Here is an 18,890-nt window from a genome sequence, read left to right on the forward strand (position 1 = left end):
AAACCATTGCAAGAGAGGTTATCATGGGCAGAATTTCGCCCGGGAAAAACAAAACCCCACGTTTTTCCCCGTTGGGTTACGGCGGATTCAAATGGAAGTGGCCTCTGCGTCTGCTGCCCGATGATGATTCCAACGCATCAGGCCGGCCAATGCTGACCCTGCTGAAAAGAGTATGGCACTTACCCGACGGTTTCCAGTGGATGGGTCCGTTACCGCCGCTGCATCGCCGTCTGGTGCTGATTGCCGCGTTGATTATCGCGGCGGCGATACTTTGGCCCTATTCGCCCTCGACGGATACCACGCCCGCCCCCGGTGCGAAAACCGCGGCCAATGGCCAGGGAACGGTTATCCAGGCGGAGCTGGTGGACAATAACCGGTCCGCCGCCCCGGCCCCGGCGCCCGCCGCCGGCGACGGCCAGTTGCATCGCTATCGCATCGTCGAGGGCCAGACGCTGGCGCAATTGTTTCGCGAGCATAACCTGCCGGTAGGGGATGTATTCGCGATGGCGCAGGCGGAAGGCGACGACAAACCGCTTAGCAGCTTGCAGGCGGGTCAGCAGGTGGAAATCCAGCAGAATGCCCAGGGTGTCGTGCAGACGCTGACGATTGAAACCGGCGCCAACAGCCGCATACGTTTTGTCAGGCAGGCCGACGGCAGTTACCTGCGTCATTAAACGCGGGCCTTAACCCCGGCCAGGCTACCCTTCCCCATGAACGCGCAGAAATTCGCCCCCGGCAGTTGACCGCCCATGGCGCGTTCTCCGGGCGCCAGACAGCAAAACGCCGGCATAAGCCGGCGTTTTATCAATCGCTTAATCTTTCGATTAGGCTTCAGCCACCACGATAACATTCAGGGTAGCGAAAACTTCGCTGTGAACCTGGATGCTGACATCATGGTCGCCGATGGTGCGCAGCACACCGTTAGGCAGGCGCACTTCACTTTTGGCGACGTTGACGCCGGCAGCGGTGATGGCGTCGGCGATGTCGCGCGTACCGATAGAACCGAACAGTTTACCTTCGTCGCCTGCTTTAGACGCAACGGTAACACTTCCCAGTTCAGTGATTTTATCGGCGCGAGCCTGGGCCGCGGCCTGAACTTCAGACAGCTTGGCTTCCAGCTCAGCACGACGCTCTTCAAAATACTCAACGTTTTTCTTGGTGGCCGGAACGGCTTTACCTTGCGGTACCAAGTAGTTACGGGCATAACCCGCTTTAACGTTAACTTGTTCGCCTAAGCTACCCAGGTTGGCAACTTTATCAAGCAGAATAACTTGCATTACCTTATCCTCTCAAAGTCTTAGTGGACAGTGACCGATTACTGATGACGATCAGTGTACGGCAACAGAGACAGGTAGCGCGCGCGTTTGATCGCACGGGCCAACTGGCGTTGGTATTTGGCACGAGTACCGGTGATACGGCTCGGGACAATTTTACCGCTTTCGGTGATGTAGTTTTTCAGCGTAGCGATGTCTTTATAGTCAATCTCAATAACGCCTTCCGCGGTGAAACGGCAGAATTTGCGACGACGGAAATAACGTGCCATTTGGCTAGTCTCCAGAATCTATCAATTCAATCTGCTCGGCATGCAGGACCATTTTATTCAGCCCATTGCGGCCTTGATGGCTGCAAATGAAACCGTGGATGGTGAGCTGCGTACCGACCGTTATACTGCGAGTAATCTCTTGCGATTGTTTTCCACTGACCACCACGGGCATACGGCACCATGCTTGCCGTGAAAAACCGGCTTCCTGTTGCTGCGAGCGGTGCTCAAGCACAAACTGGCAGTGAGGAATACCCGACGGACTGACCTTTCGAATGGGTGCCTTGCACACGGTGCCGGACAGCATCAGACGGTTCGCCGTCATCATCGATTACTCTTCAGAATCCCCAGCATCATTGTCATCGTTGGCTTCGGTGGCGAAATCTTCACGGCGATCGCGGCGTTCATCTTTTGCTTTGACCATCGGGGAGGCTTCGGAAACCGGATGTTTAACGCGCATGATCATGCTGCGAATAACGGCGTCGTTGAAGCGGAAGTTTGTTTCCAGCTCATCGATCACTTCCTGCGAGGCTTCTACGTTCAACAGAACATAGTGGGCTTTGTGCAGTTTATTGATCGGGTAAGCCAGTTGACGGCGGCCCCAGTCTTCCAGACGATGAATGATGCCCTGCGCGTTGGTGATAACACCGGTATAACGCTCGATCATTCCTGGAACCTGTTCGCTTTGGTCAGGATGAACCATAAAAACGATTTCGTAATGACGCATACAGAATTGCTCCTTACGGATTATTCAGCCTCCTGTCAGGGTCAACCGCGGCCCATGGAAGCAAGGAACGTGATAATTGTGCGGCTGAAAAATGACGCGCAATCTTACATTTATGCGGCGGCAAATACAAGGACCGATGCGCAGGGAAAGCGGCGGTGAACGGGCACAGTTATATAGAAAAGCATTAATTAGCAAAAAAACTATTCAATATGTATGTTTTTTGTTCAAAAAAACTGATTTATTCAATCAATAAAGTGTTATTTCCCTCCCCTGCGCGCTGGCATATACTGTTTAATAATAAATCACTGGCGACGGTGAACAGTCGCCGGCGCCGCCGGGATAAGGCGGCGATAGAATCCCCAACACCAGGGAATCATCAATAATTATAAAGTAAGTTTATTTTAGCCCCCCTGTGGGGCTTTTTTATTGGCCGTCGACGCCGGATGCCGGGTTAAAGGTGCCGCCCGAAAAACGTCACGGCGGCGGACAGCGCGGTTACCGTAATTTTATGGCCGATGCCGGGTTCGGTGAGGTATGTCGCCTGATGAGGCCCACGCGCCTCCAGCGCCTGGTACAGGCGGCGGCTTTCCGTGGCCGGGACCAGTGGGTCGGCTTCGCCATGCCAAATCAACAGCGGCCGGTTTGCCAGCTTCTCGAGCTGGTGGAAGACTTCGTAGCCGGCCAGGGGGGCCATCTGGCGCTCAAACTCTTTTTGCCCGGCGCTTGACGTTAGCGCCACGGGCGGGAACAGGGTTTTCGCCAGCCGCAGATAATCTCCCGAGCCCATAAAGTCCGCCGCCACGCGCAGCCAGTCATAGCGCGCCATAGCGCCCAGCGCGGTCATGCCGCCCATGGACGCGCCGCATACGCCGATGCGCCCGTCATCGATAAGCCCCCGCTGCTGGTAATGTGTTTTCATGGCGGGCATCTCGTCGATATTAGCGCGTAGAATTGCCCAAAAATGGGCCAGGCGCCGCTGCTCGTCGCCGTCAAACCGCGCGCCGTGCATGGCGGCATCCGGGAGGATAACGCGAAATCCGGCCTTTGCCAGGGCATAACCAAAATAGCTGTATACCTCTTTTGACGAGGTATAGCCGTGGTAAAAGAAAATTGTCGGCAGCGGCAGCGGGTATCCCCCCGCCGGCACCGCATGGATGACGTCGATACCGCCGACGGACTCCTGATGCATTTCAACCATATTGCCCCCCCTTCACATTATTCTTTTATACTATCTCTATCTCACTGCGTTGTTTTTTTATGGCCGACATTGATGAAACCACTTTACCCTATAATCCTGCTCCTGAGCATGCTGACGGCGGGCTGCAGCGTGCTTGAAGGCAAGCCAGTCCCGCCGCCTGCGCCCACCGCCCAGGCGCAGGAAATCAGCCGCAATCAGGCCGGCACCTTGACCAAAATAGGCCGGATCGCCGTCGAGGAACGCGGCAGCCCGATGGATGCCGAAGCTGCGCTGCGCGCGCAGGCCAATGCCCGCCAGGCCCGCTATTATCAGATCATTATGCTGTCGGAAGACGTTATCGCCGGCATCTGGCGCGGCGAGGCCATTTTATATCGTTAAGCGGGAAGGGTCATGGCGCCGGACGCTCGCCGCCAGCCACGTTGTCCGGCGCCGGCGGCGGCAGGCCCATTCAGGGAAGCTGGCGCTGGCGCACGGCCTCAAACAGGCAAACGCCCGCCGCCACGGAAACATTAAGCGACGAGACCGAGCCCGCCATCGGGATACCGATCAGCTCATCGCAGTGCTCGCGGGTCAGGCGGCGCATGCCCTCGCCTTCCGCGCCCATGACCAGCGCCAGCGGGCCGGTCAGCTTGCTTTGATACAGATGATGATCCGCCTCGCCCGCGGTGCCGACGATCCAGACGTTGTGTTCCTTCAACATGCGCAGGGTGCGCGCCAGGTTGGTGACGCGAATCAGCGGTACGGTTTCCGCCGCGCCGCTGGCCACTTTCTTGGCGGTGGCGTTGAGCTGCGCCGAACGATCGCGCGGCACGATAACCGCATGTACGCCGGCGGCATCGGCGCTGCGCAGGCAGGCGCCGAGGTTATGCGGGTCGGTAATCCCGTCCAGCACCAGCAGGAAAGGCGCGGCATGCTGTGCCAGCAGCCCCTCCAGATCATTTTCCTGCAGCTGGCGCCCTTCCTGCACCCTTGCCACTATACCCTGGTGCACCGCCCCTTCCGCGGCCTCATCCAGCCATTGGCGATTGGCCACCTGGATGACGATACCGTTGGCTTCCAGCGCCACCACCAGCTCATGCAGGCGGCGATCGTCGCGGCCCTTCATGATATACACATCGAGAAAACGCTGCGGATCGCGTTCCAGTAAAGCTTTAACGGCATGAATACCGTAAATGATTTCGCTCATGTTGCTCTTTTATCACCGAATGGGCCGTAACGGCCCATGGATTAAGGTCTGCCGGCGGTCGCCGGCACGCTGGCGCCCGGACTTATTGCTGGTCCGGCTTGCTTTCCGCGCCGCTTTTTTTCCTGCTGCGCCGTGGTTTGCTGGCCGACGGCTTTTTAGGCGGGTTATCACCGGTGGCGGCGTCCGACGCGCCTGCGCTGGCCGCCCTGGACGGCGCGCTTTTAGGTTTGCTCCCTTTGCCATCGTTCGGCCGAAAGGCGCTGTCCGGTTCGAAGTTACCCGCCTTTGGGCCGGAGCGGCGGCGGCGCGGCGGCTTACCGTCGCTACCGGTGCCGCCAGTGGCGCCGCGTGCGGCCTGCTGCGTGCGCACACGTTCGGTTTTACCCGCGCCTCTGGGCTGCCGCTTGCTGGAGATCAGGGAGAAATCGATTTTACGCTCATCCATATGGACCGCCTCAACCTTGATTTCCACCACGTCGCCGAGGCGATAGACCCGTCCGCCCGACTCGCCAATCAAGCGCTGGCCGATATTGTCATAGCGGTAATAATCGTTATCCAGGGTTGAAACGTGCACCAGGCCGTCGATAAACAAATCATTCAGACGCACAAAAAAGCCAAAGCCGGTGACGCTTGCGATAATGCCGCTGAAGGTCTGGCCGACGTGATCCTGCATAAAGTCACATTTCAGCCAATCGGCCACATCGCGGGTCGCTTCGTCGGCCCGCCGCTCGTTCATGGAGCTTTGCTGGCCCAACTGCAGCATTTCCGCCATTTCGGCATGCCAGCCGCCGGTAGGGGTGGACCGGCCTTTGGCCTCGCCTTCCTGCTTCGCCAGCAGATATTTAATACTGCGGTGCAAAGACAGATCCGGATAACGGCGGATGGGCGAGGTAAAGTGCGCGTAAGCCTGCAGCGCCAGACCGAAGTGACCACGGTTTTCCGGGTCGTAAATCGCCTGTTTCATCGAGCGCAGCAGCATGGTTTGCAGCATCTCGTGATCCGGACGCGTGGAGACGATATTCATCATCTCGGCGTAGTCTTTCGGCTCCGGTTTAATCCCGCCGCCCAGCGTCAGGCCCAGTTCGGCCAATACGGTGCGCAGCGCGGTGATATGATCGTTGCTGGGACGGTCATGCACCCGGTACAGCGCCGGCTCGTCGTTTTTCTCGACAAAACGCGCGGCGGCGATATTGGCCAGGATCATGCATTCTTCAATCAGTTTGTGCGCGTCGTTGCGCTTCACCGGTTCGATGCGATCGATGCGGCGCTCGGCGTTAAAGATAAACTTGGCTTCGTCGGTTTCAAACGAGATGCCGCCGCGCTGTACCCTGGCCTGTTCCAGCGTCTGGTACATTTCATGCAGCGTTTGGATCGGCTTGACCAGCGGATGGTAGTGCTCGCGCAGTTCCCGATCGCCCTGCAGGATCTGCCATACCTTGGTATAGGTCAGCCGCGCATGGGAATTCATCACCGCCTCGTAAAATTTATAGGAGGAGAGCCGTCCCTGCGCGGAGATGGTCATTTCGCAGACCATGCATAAACGGTCCACCTGCGGATTCAGGGAACACAGGCCGTTGGAGAGTTTTTCCGGCAGCATCGGGATGACCTGCGACGGAAAATACACCGACGTGCCGCGACCGCGCGCCTCATTGTCCAGCGGCGTATTGGGACGGACGTAATAACTGACGTCGGCGATGGCCACCCACAGACGCCATCCGCCGCCGCGTTTCTTTTCGGCGAACACGGCGTCATCGAAATCGCGGGCATCCTCGCCGTCGATGGTCATCAGCGGCAGGCTCCGGAGATCCACCCGCCCGCGTTTTGCCGCCTCGGGCACCTCTTCCTTCAGCTCCGCGACCTGGCTTTCCACTTCCGGCGGCCAGACATAGGGAATATCATGGGTACGCAAGGCGATATCCACCGCCATGCTGGTACCCATATTGTCGCCCAGCACCTCCACCACCTTGCCGACCGCCTTGGTGCGCCGCGTGGGGCGCTGGGTCAGTTCGACCACCACCACAAAACCCATGCGCGCGCCGCCGGTGCTTTCCGGCGGGATCAGGATATCAAAACTCAACCGGCTGTCGTCGGGCACCACAAAGGCGCTGCCGGCGTCGGTAAAATAGCGGCCGACAATCTGGCTGGTCTTGGGCACCAGCACGCGCACAATGCGCGCTTCGCGCCGGCCTTTACGATCGGACACCAGGGGCTGCGCCATTACCACGTCGCCGTGAATGGCCATTTTCATCTGTTCCGCGGACAGGTAAAAATCGTCTTTGCTGCCTTCCACTCGTAAAAAACCAAAACCATCGCGATGGCCGATAACCGTGCCACGCAGCAAATCCAGGCGTTCAGGCAGCGCATAGCACTGCCGGCGGGTAAAAATCAGCTGGCCGTCGCGCTCCATGGCGCGCAGGCGGCGGCGCAGGCCTTCAACCTGGTCTTCGCCGGTAATGCCCAAATCCTGCGCCAACTCTTCGCGACTGACGGGCGTTTCCCGTTTGGCCAGGTGCGCCAGGATAAACTCCCGGCTGGGGATGGGAAATTCGTATTTTTCTGCCTCTCGTTCGAGAAAGGGATCTTGTGACATGCGCTACCTCCATTGTCCAAAACAGGTTGCTGTGCCGATATCATTCAACAAGCAATAATGTGTAGAGCGGCGGATTTCCTGTTTTAAACAGCTGGCTGGGACGATTCGACCACGTTCCGCACAACATCCACGCTATATCCGCACTACAACAGATCAATATTATTGATCGGGGTTTACGTCCTGCTAACCGCACTTCTGCTATCCCTAACAGCGGGCATGGCGACAAGAGGACAGATAACAAGAAAACGATGGTAATAAGAGTAACCTTTAGGAACCAATCAGGCTATAAGACTTGTCAACTGCTGGGGAGGAGACAGGGGCTACCGACGGGCTAACTTATTAATAATAAATATAAAACCGGGCAATGCCCGGTTTGTTACATTTTTTGGCTTTTACGATTTAACCGCGATCACGCGTCAAAAGGATCACGTAAAATCATGGTTTCCGTGCGATCCGGACCGGTAGAGATAATATCAACCGGTACGCCGGTGACTTCCTCGACACGGCGAATATAACGCCTGGCCGCTTCCGGCAGCTTATCAAACTCTTTTACGCCAAAGGTGGATTCGCTCCATCCCGGCAGGCTTTCATAGATAGGTTCGATACCTTCCCATCCTTCGGCCGCCAGCGGGGTGGTCTTAAGTTCGCGGCCATCCGGCATGCGGTAGGCAATGCAGATTTTCACTTCCTTCAGGCCGTCAAGCACATCAAGCTTGGTCATGCAGAAACCGGAAAGGGAGTTAATCAGCACCGCGCGGCGCACCGCAACCGCGTCCAGCCAGCCGGTACGGCGGCGGCGGCCGGTGGTCGCGCCGAATTCGTTGCCTTTGGTGCAAAGGTATTCGCCGACGTCATCGAACAGCTCGGTGGGAAAGGGGCCTGCGCCGACACGCGTGGAATAGGCTTTAACAATGCCCAGCACGTAGTCTACATAACGCGGGCCGATACCCGAGCCGGTGGCAACGCCGCCCGCGGTGGTATTGGATGAGGTGACATACGGATAGGTACCGTGATCGATATCCAGCAAGGTGCCCTGGGCGCCTTCAAACATGATCAGCTCGCCGTTTTTACGGGCGGTGTCCAGCAGCTCGGACACATCAACCACCAGGCCGGTGAGGATATCGGCAACCGCGAGAACGTCGTCAAGGATGGTCTGGTAGTCCACCGCTTCCACTTTATAATAATTCACTAGTTGGAAGTTATGGTATTCAACAATTTCCTTAAGCTTGGCGGCGAAGGTGGTTTTGTTGAACAGATCGCCGACGCGCAGGCCGCGGCGCGCAACTTTATCTTCGTAGGCGGGGCCGATGCCGCGTCCCGTGGTGCCGATGGCTTTGTCGCCACGGGCTTTCTCACGCGCCATATCAAGAGCAACATGGTAGGAAAGGATCAGCGGGCAGGCTTCGGAGATCAGCAAACGTTCACGTACCGGTACGCCGCGCGCTTCAAGTTCGCCCATCTCTTTCATTAAGGCTTCCGGCGATAATACGACGCCGTTGGCAATGATGCTGGTTACGTTTTCACGCAAAATACCAGAGGGGATCAAATGAAGTACGGTTTTTTCACCGTTGATAACTAAAGTATGACCGGCATTGTGTCCGCCTTGGTAGCGAACCACATATTTTGCCCGTTCAGTCAGCAGGTCTACGACCTTGCCTTTACCTTCGTCACCCCATTGGGTGCCCAGTACGACAACGTTCTTACCCATCTCTCAATTCACCAGATTGCTTAAAAAAGGATTCTAACATCTCAGTCCCGGGCTTTCAGTACTTTTTAACCTCAGGCCGGACTGTTTTTTATCTGTGCGATCATCCTCCCATTCTGCTTCGCAACATGTAGTAGATTACACCGCCGGCCACCACTAGACCGCCGCCGAAGCGACGTAATAATTTATCCGGCAGCGTGGTCATGGCGCCGATCATTTTGCGCCAGGCGCCCGGAAACAGCAGAGGACCGAGGCCTTCCAGCACCAATACCAGCCCCAACGCCATCCATACAGTAGGATTCATGACGACCTCATAAAAAAAAGGCCCGTGCAAACGGGCCCGTACTTGATAACAATACCGTGTTAACCCTGGCAGGAGCGCGCCAACACCCATCGCCAAGCAGGCGTGTTAAAGGGAGACCCCATGGCAGGGTAGGCCCGCGCCAACACCCATCGCCAGGCAGGCGTGTTAAAGGGAGACCATGCCGATGGGGTCGAATCGGGCGTGGTTTTCCCGCCCGACCGAGACCCCATGGCAGGGTAGGCCCGCCAACACCCATCGCCAGGCAGGCGTGTTAAAGGGAGACCATGCCGATGGGGTCGAATCGGGCGTGGCTTTCCCGCCCGACCGAGACCCCATGGCAGGGTAGGCCCGCCAACACCCATCGCCAGGCAGGCGTGTTAAAGGGAGACCGTGCCTGGGGTTTAGCAACTCAACGGCCCAACGGCGTCGTGGTGGTCGTGGCCGGTGATTTCATAAATCGGAAGAAATCACTATCCGGACTCAGCACCATGATGTCGTTATTGCTGCTAAAGCTGTTCTCGTAAGCCCGCAGGCTGCGGATAAAAGCGAAGAACGCCGGATCCTGGCTAAACGCGTCGGCAAACAGCCGGGCGGTTTCCGCATCGGCCTCGCCGCGGGTGATAAGCGCGGTACGCTCAGCCTCCGCCAGCGTACGGGTCACTTCATAGTCCGCGGCGGCGCGCAGCTTTTCCGCCTCTTCCTGTCCCTGCGAGCGATGGCGACGGGCTACCGCCTCACGCTCCGCCCGCATCCGCTGGAAAATGGCGTCCGACACTTCGGCCGGCAGGCTGATCTGCTTAATACGCACATCCACCACTTCGATACCCAGCGCCGCCATGCTGTTCGAGTTCACCGCCGGCTGCGCGCCCTTGGTTTCCCGTTCCACACGCGCCGCCGCCGACGCGATAGCGTTATCCGCCGCGGTGGTTTCCACCTCGCCATCGCCCGCGGTCCCGCTGTTAAGCGCCTCGCGCACATCGGTCATCAGACGGTTACGCGAATCGGTAACGATCCCTTTCACGTCCAGACGGCCCAGTTCGGAACGCAACCGGTCGCTGAATTTACGTTTCAGCAGCACCTCGGCCTGGGACACATCGCCCCCGCCCGTCGCCAGGTAATACCGGCTGAAGTCGCTGATACGCCATTTGATATAGGAATCGACAATCAGATCTTTCTTTTCCATGGTGACGAAACGATCGGCCTGGTTTTCCATGGTCTGGATACGCGCGTCAAGGGTTTTTACCGTTTCGATAAACGGAATCTTGAAATGCAGGCCGGGCGAGAAGATTTCCGGCTTGTTTTCGCTATCGCGCAATACCTTGCCAAAGCGCAGCACGATGCCGCGCTGGCCTTCTTGCACCACGAACAACGAGGCGTACAACACCACCAGCGCCACGACAACAATAAGGATTAAAGGCTTACGCATCGGTTATTCCCTCCCTACGCGAGTGGTGGTGTCACGCTGGGCGTTGGCCCTGCGCTGGTCCATGACGGAACCGGAACCGCTGTTTTCATTCTGGCCCGGCTCCGCCACTCCAGCGGCGTTGACGGACAGCGGCGGCAGGCGCAGCAGGGTACTGGCGCTGGTATCCTTACGGCTGGCGTCGGGGGCCGGCGGATTGCGCAGCAGTTGATCCAACGGCAGCACCATCACATTGTTGCCGCCTTTATCGTTCACCAGAATTTTACGGGTATGGCTCAATAAACGCTCCATCGAGTCGATGTAAAGACGCTCGCGGGTAATTTCCGGCGCGGCTTTGTATTCAGGCAACAGCTTGGCGAAACGCTGCACCTCGCCTTGTGCCTCCAGCACGGTGCGGGTCCGGTAGGCGCGGCCTTCCTCAAGGATGCGCTGGGCCTGGCCGTTGGCGCGTGGCTGCACCTCATTGGCGTAGGCTTCGGCTTCACGAATATACTGCTGCTCGTTTTCGCGGGCGGCAATGGCATCGTCAAACGCGGCTTTGACTTCCTCGGGCGGGCGGGCGGCCTGGAAGTTGACGTCCAGCAGGGTAATGCCCATGTCGTAAGGACGGATGGTTTCTTCCAGCACACGCTGCGTATCGCTTCTGACCACGGTACGACCCTCGGTGAGGATACGATCCATGGTGTATTTGCCGATCACGCCGCGCAGGGCGCTGTCGGTTGCCTGGCGCAGGCTGTCATCGGCATTGGTGACGCTGAACAGATAGCGCTCGGGATCGGTAACCCGGTACTGCACGTTCATTTCCACGCGCACCACGTTTTCATCGGCGGTCAGCATCACGCCGGAGGCGGCCAGCTCCCGTACCGATTCGACGTTCACGGCCACCACCTGATCAATAAAGGTGGGTTTCCAGTTCAGGCCGGGCTGGACCAGGCGATCGAATTTGCCAAAACGTGTGACAACCCCGCGCTCCGCTTCCTTGATGGTATAAAAACCGCTGCCGGCCCAGATGATGACCACCGCCAGGACAGCGAGACCGACATAACGGCCGCCGCGCGCGGGACCGCTGACGCCGCCGGTGCTATCCGGTGACTTCTTGCCGCCGAACCCGCCCAGCTTCTTGCCGAGCTTACGGAAGATATCGTCCAAATCGGGAGGTCCTTGTTCACGTCCGCCTTTATTATTATTTCCGCCAGAGTTGCCGCTATTATTATTGCTGCTCCCCCACGGGTCGCGGTCATGTCCGTTATTACCGGGCTGATTCCACGCCATGTTTTAGCTCCATTTTACTTAATTAGTAGTCTTCAGGCTTTTGTTCCCAAAGGACGGTCAGACAAGATAGTCCGCCAACTCGTTTTCCTGCTTGCAAAGACGACGCCAGTCGATGATGGGTAACCGGACTATCAAACCCATGCTGCCGTCGTCTTCGATCCATTCTTTTTCAATTGCCTGAAGCTGGTAGAACCTGCTGCGTAGACGTCCCGCCTGCGGAGGCAAGCGCAGCTCGTGCTGAGCAATCTCGCCCGACAGGCGCTCGGTCAGCGCCTGAAAAAGCAACGGAATTCCTTCGCCGGTCTGGGAGGACAACCATACCCGTACCGGCACATTTTCCTCATTGCGATCGATACGCGGCACAAAATCGTCCAGCATATCGATTTTATTCATGACTAATAATTCCGGTATTTCATCCGCGTCTATTTCAGCCAGCACCGCATCCACGGCGGCGATATTTTCCTGGCTGCGCACATCCGACGCATCCACGATATGCAGCAATAAAGTGGCTTCGCGCGTTTCCTGCAGCGTGGCCTTAAACGCCGCCACCAGATCATGGGGCAAATGGCGGATAAAACCGACGGTATCCGCCAGGACCGTATCGCCGACATCGTCGACTTCTATACGCCTGAGCGTGGGGTCAAGGGTGGCGAATAACTGGTCTGCGACATACACCCCCGCCTGGGTCAGCCGGTTAAACAGGGTGGATTTACCGGCATTGGTGTATCCCACCAGCGATACCGTGGGGACATCGGCGCGGTTGCGGGCGCGGCGCCCCTGCTCGCGCGTTTTTTCCACCCGCTCCAGGCGCGAGAGTATCAGAGTAATGCGGTTGCGTAATAACCGGCGGTCGGTTTCAAGCTGGGTTTCACCCGGCCCGCGCAAACCGATACCGCCTTTTTGCCGCTCAAGGTGGGTCCATCCCCGCACCAGGCGCGTGGCAAGATGACGCAATTGCGCCAACTCAACCTGCAGCTTACCCTCATGGGTACGCGCGCGCTGCGCGAAGATATCCAGAATCAGTCCGGTTCGGTCGATAACACGGCATTGGCACAGGCTCTCAAGATTTCGTTCCTGGGCCGGCGACAACGCATGGTCGAATAATACAACAGACGCACCACTGGTTTTAACCGCTTCGGCGATTTCAACGGCCTTTCCCTCACCGACATAATATTTGGGGTGGGGTGCCTTGCGGCTCCCGGTGATGACGTGCAACGCTTCTACCCCGGCGGAAGATACCAGCGACTCAAATTCCTGTAGATCTTCCGTGTCTTTGTCTTGTGAGAAAAAAATGTGAACCAGTATGGCCTGCTCACCGGTATCGTAACGGTCAAACAAGCGTACAACCTCTCAAACGGATAATCCGCAGTTGTAACGGAGCCTTAGCGTCAGCGACACGCTAAAGCACCGCGGTATGGTTAAGCCGGATGCGCCTTATTCGACGTCATCACTTTCCTGGGGCTGTGCAGGCGCCGCAGGATTGCTGCCATGATGATAATTGCTGCTGCTGGCACCACTGGCCGGATTGTTATTGTGATGCGACACCGCACGCGATGGTACTACCGTAGAAATGGCATGCTTATAAACCATCTGACTAACCGTGTTTTTCAACAAAATGACAAACTGGTCAAATGACTCAATCTGGCCCTGCAATTTGATACCATTCACCAAATAAATAGAAACCGGAACCCTTTCCCGACGCAATGCGTTCAAGAACGGATCTTGCAAAGATTGCCCCTTAGCCATTCTATCTTTTCCTTATGTGCTTGTTGTTTGTAACAAGAACCATGTGTGGCTCTAAAATTAACGATGTAAAAAAAAAACGCGTTCAGTACTTTTCAATTGTACACAATCACCCGACCTATGCACTAACAACCTGTAATACCGTATCTAAGGCTGAATGGGGCTTATCACTATCGAGCCAGTGCACTGACCGCCAACCGCGCAACCATGTCATTTGGCGCTTGGCCAACTGACGGGTTGCGCAAATCCCACGAAACACCATTTCATCGTAATCGATTTCACCTGAGAGATATGACCACATCTGGCGATAACCCACACAACGGATGGAGGGCAGATCGGCGTGCAAATCTCCGCGCAGGTAAAGCGCCCTGGCCTCCTGCTCGAAACCGGCGGCCAGCATCTGGTGGAAACGTTGCTCGATACGCTGATGCAACTCTTCGCGGTTTTGCGGCGCAATCGCAAACTGATGAACCCGATAAGGCAATGCTTCGCCAGATATTTTCGTCAGTTCCGTTAGAGTTTTACCTGAAACGAAAAAAACTTCCAGTGCTCTGGACAGTCTCTGGGGATCATTAGGATGAATACGCGTTGCCGCCACCGGATCGATCGTCTGCAACTGACGATGCATAGCCTCCCATCCCTTAAGACCCGCTTCCAGGGCGATACGTTCCCTAATTTCAGGATTTGCCGGGGGCAAGGGGGATAATCCCTCGAGCAACGCCTTGAAATAGAGCATTGTACCGCCAACCAGTAACGGCATACGTCCGGATGCGGTGATTTCTGACATCGCCTGCAGCGCATCTCGGCTAAAATCCGCTGCCGAGTAGGCTTGCGCCGGATCTTTAATGTCGATGAGCCGATGCGGCGCCTGCGCCAGTTCTTCCGGTCCGGGTTTTGCGGTGCCGATATCCATGCCACGATAGATCAGCGCCGAATCCACGCTGATGATCTCTACGGGCAAATGCCGGCAAAGCGCCATGGCCAAGGCGGTTTTACCCGAGGCGGTCGGCCCCATCAGGAACAGGGCCGTGGGACGGTGCGCGTCGTTCATCACGTCACTCATGCTTCAGGGCCTCTACGGCGGCCTCGAGATCCAGCATCACCAGCAGGTCGCCGGGCGGATTTTTAACCCATTGCGGACACAGCCGCTCTACCTCGGCGAGCAGTTGGATTGCCTGGGAAAGGCTCCAGTCATGCTGCTCGCTGCTCAACCGGCCGGCGATCCAGCCGGCGATAATGTCGGTGGAAACCGCTTCCTTTCCCGACAGATAGCCTAACAGTTCTGGAATCAAGTTTTGTAAATTTTGTTGGCGTAATGGTAAAGGTACGCCATTAAGCGTGGCCTGAAGCTGATGAACCTGCAATTGAATCCCCAGTTCAGTCAATAAAGCCTGATGGCGATGGTAGGCGGCCACTTCGGGCTCTTGCAGCGCCATGCGCAAGGGAATCAACAGCGGCTGCGCGCGCAGCCCTTCGCCCTCCGGCGTCAGTTGCCGGCGCTTGAGGCAGCGCTCCGCCACCGGCAGTGCGATAAGCGCCAGGCGCCGGCGAAATTCCACCAGGGCATAACAGGGCGGGTAAATGGACAATACCCGGCCGAAACTCTGCGCGTCGCCGGTATCATCCGGCGCGGCGGTCGACGGCAGCGCCGCGGTTTGGCGCGCATCACGCGCCCCTGCCGCGCGATCCTCCCGCGCCGGCGCGCCCGGCTGGATCAGCCGCCGGTATAATTCGCCCTCTTTTTTCTGGTAACCGGGGCCGGCGGGATAAGCCGCCGCCGGTTCGCGCAGGGCGCCCCTGCCGGACGCCCCCGCAGACACGGCCCCCCGGGCCGGGCCACCGGCGCGCCCCGGGCGTTCGGCGGCGGGGAATAGCGGCGCCGTGGCGGGGGCGGTCAGGGTATTTTTACCCGCGGCCTGGCGATTTTCCGGCGACCAGTGCGCGGCGGATTGCGCCTCGTCATTGAGGGGCAGCGCCGGCGCGGCGCTTTGTTGCAGCACCGAAATAATGGCCTGGTAAATAAAGTCATGCACCAGGCGCGCCTGGTGGAAACGCACCTCATGCTTGGCCGGATGGACGTTGACATCCACCTGATGCGGGTCCACCTCGAGATACAGCACAAACGCCGGCTGCTGGCCTTCGGTCAGTTGCTCCAGATAGGCCTGGCGGATGGCATGGTTAATCAGCTTATCGCGCATCATGCGCTGGTTAACGTAACAATATTGCATTTCCGGCAGCTCGCCGCCGCCGCGGGGGTCGGCAACCCAACCGCGAATGGTCAGATCGCCATGGCTCCACGACACCGCCAGCGCGCGCTGCACAAAAGCCGGTCCGCACAGACTGCCCAGCCGGCGCAGATGCTGGGCTTCCTGGGTCACCGCGCGATATTGCCGCACCGGCTTGCCGTTATGCGTAAGGGTAAAGGTCACGTCGAAACGCGCCAGGGCGATGCGTTTTACCACCTCGTCGATATGGGCGAACTCGGTTTTTTCGGTGCGCATAAATTTGCGCCGCGCCGGCGTATTGTAAAATAAGTCCAGCACTTCCACCGTCGAGCCCACCGGATGCGCGGCCGGCTTCAGGGTCACGTCCATATCGCGGCCTTCGGCATAGGCCTGCCAGGCTTCGCTCTGCGCCTCGGTGCGCGAGGTCAGGGTCAGGCGCGACACAGAGCTGATGCTGGCCAGCGCTTCGCCGCGAAAACCCAGGCTGACGATCGCCTCGAGATCGTCGAGCGTAACAATTTTACTGGTGGCGTGGCGCGCCAACGCCAGCACCAGCTCGTCTTTATCGATGCCGCAGCCGTTATCGCGGATGCGGATAAGCCTGGCGCCGGCTTTTTCAATATCGATATCGATGCGGGTGGCCCCGGCGTCCAGGCTGTTTTCCACCAGTTCCTTCACCACGGACGCGGGGCGTTCCACCACCTCGCCCGCGGCGATCTGGTTGGCTAGCTGTGGCGGCAGCACCTGAATGGGCATGACGGCATTACCTCTGGCATTATGCGGGTGGAATAATCAACGTCTGACCTAACATGACATTATCGGATTTAAGCTTATTAACGCGTTTCAGGGTATCGCTGCGCACCCCATATTTTGCGGCAATGCCGGTCAGCGAATCCCCCACCGCCACTTTATGACGGCGCGCGCGGGCGGCCTGCGTTTGTTGCGGCACGGCGCCCGCCGGAATTTTCAGCCGCTGTCCTACCCAGACGACATCCCGTTTCAGTTTATTCAGATCGCGCAGCGCGGCCATGCTGACGCCATATTGCGCCGCGATGCCGGACAGGGTCTCGCCCCGTTGCACGGTATGGCGGGTCACCGTTGCCGATGCCGATGCCGCCGCGCCGCCCGCGGGCTGTACCGCGCCGGCGGTGGATTGCGACACCGCCTGCACGCCGCTGGCGCCGGCATCCATCGCCGAACTGACGCCCTGCGGCCGGTTTTCCAGCTTCGGACCGTTTTGCTGCGGATGCGACGCGAAATACGCCCGCAGGCCGAGATAAATGGCGTTGGCAATTTTATCCTGGTAATCACTGCTGCCCAACAACCGCTCTTCGCCGGTATTGCTGATAAAACCGGTTTCCACCAGAAGCGATGGAATATCCGGTGAACGCAATACCCCAAGGCTTGCATGCTCCGGCCGCGCTTTATGCAGCGAGCCGACGTTGCGCAACTGCCGCAGCACCCGGGTGGCGACGTCGTACCCTACCCGCTGTGAATGGCCGAACTGCAAATCCAGCACCGCCTGGCTGAGATACGGATCGGCGGCGCTGTTGGCCAGCAAATCCCCCGCGCCGCCGAGCAGTTCCGATTGCTTTTCATGCTGTTCCAGCCAGTTGCCCATTTCGCTATTGGCGCGGCGGTTGGACAAGACCCAGACCGACGCGCCGTTGGCGCTGCGGTTTGGCGCGGCATCGGCATGTATCGACACCAGCACGCTGGCGCCCTGTTTACGCGCCACATCGGAGCGGCCCATGACCGAGATAAAATAATCGCCGTCGCGGGTCAGCGCCGGCCTGAACATCGGATCGGCATCCAGCAGCGCTTTCAGTTTGCGGGCAATGGCGATGGTGACATTCTTCTCCTTCAGGCCGTTTGGCCCGATGGCGCCGGGGTCCTGCCCGCCGTGCCCCGCATCGATGGCCACCACCACCCGATCGCCGGACGCCACCGCGCGCCGCGGTCCCCGTGCGGCAGGCGCCGCGTTGGCGGGCGCGCCGTCAAACGGATTGTCCTGCGCCGCCGGCGTCGCCTCGCCGGACGCCGCGCGGGTAACGCGCGCGCGATTTGGCGACGGGGTAACCTGCGCGGGCCTGGCCTGCGCCGGCCGGGGCTGTCCGGTCAAGGTAAAGACCAGGGTATAGCGGCCGTTCTCTTGTGCGGCGGCGGCCTGCACGCGCGATTTGCGCGTCAGTTCAAACACCAGCCGGATACTCTGCGCGTCGGGCGCCTGGCTGCTGCGAATGCGGCTGATGATGTTCTGGCCGTTAAAGTTCAGCGGCAGCCCTTGGGCCACGGCGCTATCGCGGATATCCACCACCACCCGTTCCGGATTGTGCAGGGAAAAGAAGGCATACACCGGCTGCGCGGCAAAACCCAGCGTCACCGTCGAGCGCTCGTCGCCGTTGGTCACATTGATATCGCTGAGGTTTGCCGCTAACGCCTGTCCCATCAGGCACCCGAACACAATGAATAAAATCGTCCTGATCTTCAGCATCATGAATGATTTTCCCGGCGTGACGCCAGCCGCGCCAGGATATGCGCGCCGCGATCGGATCGGGGCTCCAGCTGCGCCTGGCGCCCGGCGCCGACATACTCAAGCGACAGGACGATATCGGCGTCAGGCAGTATTCCCTGGCCTTTTTGGGGCCATTCCACCAGGCACAGGGCATCCTGATCGAAATAATCACGCACGCCCATAAACTCCAGTTCTTCAGCATCCGCCAGACGGTACAGGTCGAAATGATAGACCGTCCTCGGCGTTAATTCATAAGGTTCGACCAGGGTGTATGTCGGGCTTTTCACATTGCCCGCGTAGCCCAGGGCGCGTAAAAAACCGCGGCAAAACGTGGTCTTGCCGGCGCCCAGATCGCCATAGAGATAAATCACACAGGATTGTCGGCAGGCCGCGGCCAGCGCCGCGCCTAATGCTATGGTCGCCGTTTCGTCCGGCAAAGGTAATACACGTTTGTCCATGTCT

The 18,890-nt window shown here is 58.4% G+C and carries 19 protein-coding genes; 2 read left to right on the plus strand and 17 right to left on the minus strand.

Features of this window, described 5'->3' with window-relative positions:
- Positions 1–23 precede the first annotated feature (23 nt).
- On the plus strand, positions 24–674 hold the full coding sequence (locus tag ACL2XF_RS16660) for a LysM-like peptidoglycan-binding domain-containing protein (protein ID WP_410016542.1): 651 nt from the start codon (positions 24–26) through the stop codon (positions 672–674).
- Between the two features lie 150 nt (positions 675–824).
- Here the strand turns inward: ACL2XF_RS16660 and rplI are convergent, their stop codons facing one another.
- The 5 genes from rplI to yjfP form a co-directional block, all read right to left on the minus strand.
- Complete coding sequence (gene rplI, locus ACL2XF_RS16665; RefSeq protein WP_410016543.1) at positions 825–1,277, minus strand: 50S ribosomal protein L9; 453 nt, start codon at positions 1,275–1,277, stop codon at positions 825–827.
- A gap of 38 nt (positions 1,278–1,315) precedes the next feature.
- Entirely contained in the window at positions 1,316–1,543 is a 228-nt protein-coding gene (rpsR, locus tag ACL2XF_RS16670; protein WP_048637617.1) for a 30S ribosomal protein S18, read from the minus strand.
- 4 nt (positions 1,544–1,547) lie between these two features.
- On the minus strand, positions 1,548–1,865 hold the full coding sequence (gene priB / locus ACL2XF_RS16675) for a primosomal replication protein N (RefSeq protein WP_331120002.1): 318 nt from the start codon (positions 1,863–1,865) through the stop codon (positions 1,548–1,550).
- A 6-nt stretch (positions 1,866–1,871) separates the two neighbouring features.
- On the minus strand, positions 1,872–2,267 hold the full coding sequence (gene rpsF, locus ACL2XF_RS16680) for a 30S ribosomal protein S6 (protein WP_162364108.1): 396 nt from the start codon (positions 2,265–2,267) through the stop codon (positions 1,872–1,874).
- 451 nt (positions 2,268–2,718) lie between these two features.
- Positions 2,719–3,465 carry an esterase gene (gene yjfP / locus ACL2XF_RS16685; RefSeq protein WP_413727189.1) on the minus strand — a complete coding sequence of 249 codons (747 nt, stop codon included), beginning with the start codon at positions 3,463–3,465 and terminating at the stop codon, positions 2,719–2,721.
- 72 nt (positions 3,466–3,537) lie between these two features.
- Here yjfP and bsmA point away from each other — a divergent pair, with 72 nt between their 5' ends.
- Positions 3,538–3,843 carry a biofilm peroxide resistance protein BsmA gene (bsmA, locus tag ACL2XF_RS16690; protein ID WP_413727190.1) on the plus strand — a complete coding sequence of 102 codons (306 nt, stop codon included), beginning with the start codon at positions 3,538–3,540 and terminating at the stop codon, positions 3,841–3,843.
- A 70-nt stretch (positions 3,844–3,913) separates the two neighbouring features.
- Here the strand turns inward: bsmA and rlmB are convergent, their stop codons facing one another.
- The 12 genes from rlmB to tsaE form a co-directional block, all read right to left on the minus strand.
- Positions 3,914–4,651 (minus strand): 23S rRNA (guanosine(2251)-2'-O)-methyltransferase RlmB, encoded by a 738-nt coding sequence (gene rlmB / locus ACL2XF_RS16695; RefSeq protein WP_410016546.1) that lies wholly within the window; start codon positions 4,649–4,651, stop codon positions 3,914–3,916.
- Between the two features lie 82 nt (positions 4,652–4,733).
- Positions 4,734–7,241 carry a ribonuclease R gene (rnr, locus tag ACL2XF_RS16700; protein WP_410016547.1) on the minus strand — a complete coding sequence of 836 codons (2,508 nt, stop codon included), beginning with the start codon at positions 7,239–7,241 and terminating at the stop codon, positions 4,734–4,736.
- Positions 7,242–7,650: 409 nt separating this feature from the next.
- Positions 7,651–8,949: an adenylosuccinate synthase gene (locus ACL2XF_RS16705; RefSeq protein ID WP_410012151.1), complete on the minus strand. Its 1,299-nt coding sequence runs from the start codon at positions 8,947–8,949 to the stop codon at positions 7,651–7,653.
- A gap of 100 nt (positions 8,950–9,049) precedes the next feature.
- Positions 9,050–9,250 carry a DUF2065 family protein gene (locus ACL2XF_RS16710; RefSeq protein WP_410012152.1) on the minus strand — a complete coding sequence of 67 codons (201 nt, stop codon included), beginning with the start codon at positions 9,248–9,250 and terminating at the stop codon, positions 9,050–9,052.
- A gap of 409 nt (positions 9,251–9,659) precedes the next feature.
- Positions 9,660–10,676 carry a protease modulator HflC gene (hflC, locus tag ACL2XF_RS16715; protein ID WP_410012153.1) on the minus strand — a complete coding sequence of 339 codons (1,017 nt, stop codon included), beginning with the start codon at positions 10,674–10,676 and terminating at the stop codon, positions 9,660–9,662.
- A gap of 3 nt (positions 10,677–10,679) precedes the next feature.
- Entirely contained in the window at positions 10,680–11,945 is a 1,266-nt protein-coding gene (gene hflK, locus ACL2XF_RS16720) for an FtsH protease activity modulator HflK (RefSeq protein ID WP_410012154.1), read from the minus strand.
- Between the two features lie 57 nt (positions 11,946–12,002).
- Positions 12,003–13,283 carry a ribosome rescue GTPase HflX gene (gene hflX, locus ACL2XF_RS16725; RefSeq protein ID WP_410012156.1) on the minus strand — a complete coding sequence of 427 codons (1,281 nt, stop codon included), beginning with the start codon at positions 13,281–13,283 and terminating at the stop codon, positions 12,003–12,005.
- Positions 13,284–13,379: 96 nt separating this feature from the next.
- Entirely contained in the window at positions 13,380–13,691 is a 312-nt protein-coding gene (gene hfq / locus ACL2XF_RS16730; protein WP_331121869.1) for an RNA chaperone Hfq, read from the minus strand.
- Positions 13,692–13,806: 115 nt separating this feature from the next.
- Positions 13,807–14,739, minus strand: a complete 933-nt coding sequence (gene miaA / locus ACL2XF_RS16735; RefSeq protein ID WP_410016631.1) for a tRNA (adenosine(37)-N6)-dimethylallyltransferase MiaA — start codon at positions 14,737–14,739, stop codon at positions 13,807–13,809.
- Positions 14,740–14,743: 4 nt separating this feature from the next.
- Positions 14,744–16,669 (minus strand): DNA mismatch repair endonuclease MutL, encoded by a 1,926-nt coding sequence (gene mutL / locus ACL2XF_RS16740; RefSeq protein ID WP_413727191.1) that lies wholly within the window; start codon positions 16,667–16,669, stop codon positions 14,744–14,746.
- Between the two features lie 19 nt (positions 16,670–16,688).
- Positions 16,689–18,410 (minus strand): N-acetylmuramoyl-L-alanine amidase AmiB, encoded by a 1,722-nt coding sequence (gene amiB / locus ACL2XF_RS16745; RefSeq protein WP_413727192.1) that lies wholly within the window; start codon positions 18,408–18,410, stop codon positions 16,689–16,691.
- A complete protein-coding gene (gene tsaE / locus ACL2XF_RS16750; RefSeq protein ID WP_410012159.1) occupies positions 18,407–18,886 on the minus strand; it encodes a tRNA (adenosine(37)-N6)-threonylcarbamoyltransferase complex ATPase subunit type 1 TsaE in 480 nt (159 codons plus the stop codon). The genes amiB and tsaE overlap by 4 nt, the downstream gene beginning before the upstream one ends.
- Between the last annotated feature and the right edge of the window lie 4 nt (positions 18,887–18,890).

It is taken from the genome of Sodalis sp. RH19, assembly GCF_047324215.1.
GTDB lineage: Bacteria > Pseudomonadota > Gammaproteobacteria > Enterobacterales > Enterobacteriaceae > Acerihabitans.

Coding starts and splice junctions, on each gene's coding strand:
- amiB (WP_413727192.1), bottom strand. CDS start 18,410: ATGATGCTGAAGATCAGGACGATTTTATTCATTGTGTTCGGGTGCCTG.
- tsaE (WP_410012159.1), bottom strand. CDS start 18,886: ATGGACAAACGTGTATTACCTTTGCCGGACGAAACGGCGACCATAGCA.
- ACL2XF_RS16710 (WP_410012152.1), bottom strand. CDS start 9,250: ATGAATCCTACTGTATGGATGGCGTTGGGGCTGGTATTGGTGCTGGAA.
- bsmA (WP_413727190.1), top strand. CDS start 3,538: ATGAAACCACTTTACCCTATAATCCTGCTCCTGAGCATGCTGACGGCG.
- rlmB (WP_410016546.1), bottom strand. CDS start 4,651: ATGAGCGAAATCATTTACGGTATTCATGCCGTTAAAGCTTTACTGGAA.
- rplI (WP_410016543.1), bottom strand. CDS start 1,277: ATGCAAGTTATTCTGCTTGATAAAGTTGCCAACCTGGGTAGCTTAGGC.
- mutL (WP_413727191.1), bottom strand. CDS start 16,669: ATGCCCATTCAGGTGCTGCCGCCACAGCTAGCCAACCAGATCGCCGCG.
- hflC (WP_410012153.1), bottom strand. CDS start 10,676: ATGCGTAAGCCTTTAATCCTTATTGTTGTCGTGGCGCTGGTGGTGTTG.
- rnr (WP_410016547.1), bottom strand. CDS start 7,241: ATGTCACAAGATCCCTTTCTCGAACGAGAGGCAGAAAAATACGAATTT.
- yjfP (WP_413727189.1), bottom strand. CDS start 3,465: ATGGTTGAAATGCATCAGGAGTCCGTCGGCGGTATCGACGTCATCCAT.
- ACL2XF_RS16705 (WP_410012151.1), bottom strand. CDS start 8,949: ATGGGTAAGAACGTTGTCGTACTGGGCACCCAATGGGGTGACGAAGGT.
- hfq (WP_331121869.1), bottom strand. CDS start 13,691: ATGGCTAAGGGGCAATCTTTGCAAGATCCGTTCTTGAACGCATTGCGT.
- miaA (WP_410016631.1), bottom strand. CDS start 14,739: ATGAACGACGCGCACCGTCCCACGGCCCTGTTCCTGATGGGGCCGACC.
- priB (WP_331120002.1), bottom strand. CDS start 1,865: ATGACGGCGAACCGTCTGATGCTGTCCGGCACCGTGTGCAAGGCACCC.
- hflK (WP_410012154.1), bottom strand. CDS start 11,945: ATGGCGTGGAATCAGCCCGGTAATAACGGACATGACCGCGACCCGTGG.
- ACL2XF_RS16660 (WP_410016542.1), top strand. CDS start 24: ATGGGCAGAATTTCGCCCGGGAAAAACAAAACCCCACGTTTTTCCCCG.
- rpsF (WP_162364108.1), bottom strand. CDS start 2,267: ATGCGTCATTACGAAATCGTTTTTATGGTTCATCCTGACCAAAGCGAA.
- rpsR (WP_048637617.1), bottom strand. CDS start 1,543: ATGGCACGTTATTTCCGTCGTCGCAAATTCTGCCGTTTCACCGCGGAA.